A 1,155-nucleotide genomic window follows, 5' to 3' on the forward strand; every position below is an offset into this window, starting at 1 on the left:
TACTGACCTTCAAAGCGTGGTGTCGTAGGGGCTGACGTCTCGTGATCGCTGCGGTATGCCGACCGCATGAGGTATGCACAAGGGGGCGGGCTGACCGACGAACGGCGGGCCTTCCGCGAGCAGTTGAGGTTGGCGGCGGCCGAGCGGTTCCGGCAGGGCGACGAGAACACGGTCATCGCTCACGACCTGCGGGTCAGCGTCCGGTCGGTACAGCGTTGGCGCAAGGCGTGGTCGCAGGACGGGCCGAGAGCCCTGGCCTCGAAGGGCCCGGCATCGCTGCCGCTGCTCAGTGACGAACTGTTTGCCGTGCTGGAGCGTGAGCTGGCCAAGGGGCCGGTGGCACATGGGTGGCCGGACCAGACGTGGACCCTGTCGCGGATCAAAACGCTGATCGGGCGCCGCTTCCACAAGAGCTACACCGTGCAAGGGGTGGCCGCCCTGCTCAAGCGGCACGGCTGGAGTTGCCAGGTCCCCGCCCGGCGGGCGATCGAGCGGGACGAGAACGCGGTGGCCGACTGGATGAAGGAGACCTGGCCCCAGGTGGAAGGACCGTGGCGGCGCTCGACGCCTGGCTCGTCTTCGAGGACGAAGCCGGATTCTCGATGACGCCGCCGACCACCCGCACCTGGTCCCGCCGCGGCCACACCCCAGTGGTCCGCGTGCGGGGCCGCTCCCGCCGCCGTTTATCGGTGGCCGCCCTGGCCTGCTACAAGGCCGGCGAGTCCTCGCGGCTGATCTACCGGCCCTGCCCGGACGCTCGGACCGATGGACGCAAAAGCTTCTCCTGGAAGGACTACCGCGACCTGATCCAGACCGCTCACCAGCAGCTTGGCGGTCCGATTGTGCTGGTCTGGGACAACCTCAACACCCACCTCACCGCGGGCATGCGCCGCTACATCGCCGACCGCGACTGGCTCACCGTCTTCCAACTTCCGCCCTACGCACCCGACCTCAACCCGGTCGAGGGCATCTGGTCCGTCTTGCGACGCACAACCGTGGCCAACCGCGCCTTCGCCGACCCCGATGCCCTGATCACTGCCGTCCGACGCGGCCTCCGCCAGCTCCAGTACCGCCACGACGTCCTCGACGGCTGCCTCACCGGCACTGGCCTCCGACGCCAGCCACCATGACGACATCACGCATTCAAGGTCAGTA

Annotated in this window: 2 protein-coding genes; both read left to right on the forward strand. The window is 68.4% G+C overall.

Annotated elements, in window-relative coordinates; translation table 11 throughout:
- Positions 1 to 66: 66 nt before the first annotated feature.
- Positions 67 to 606 carry a winged helix-turn-helix domain-containing protein gene (locus FB157_RS47000; RefSeq protein WP_186582024.1) on the forward strand — a complete coding sequence of 180 codons (540 nt, stop codon included), beginning with the start codon at positions 67 to 69 and terminating at the stop codon, positions 604 to 606.
- On the forward strand, positions 603 to 1,130 hold the full coding sequence (locus FB157_RS47005) for a transposase (protein ID WP_261387079.1): 528 nt from the start codon (positions 603 to 605) through the stop codon (positions 1,128 to 1,130). Before FB157_RS47000 ends, FB157_RS47005 begins: the two co-directional genes overlap by 4 nt.
- The last annotated feature ends 25 nt before the right edge of the window (positions 1,131 to 1,155 follow it).

Origin of the sequence: Streptomyces sp. BK340 (assembly GCF_007827595.1) — a bacterium.
In the GTDB taxonomy this organism is placed as follows: Bacteria; Actinomycetota; Actinomycetes; order Streptomycetales; family Streptomycetaceae; genus Streptomyces.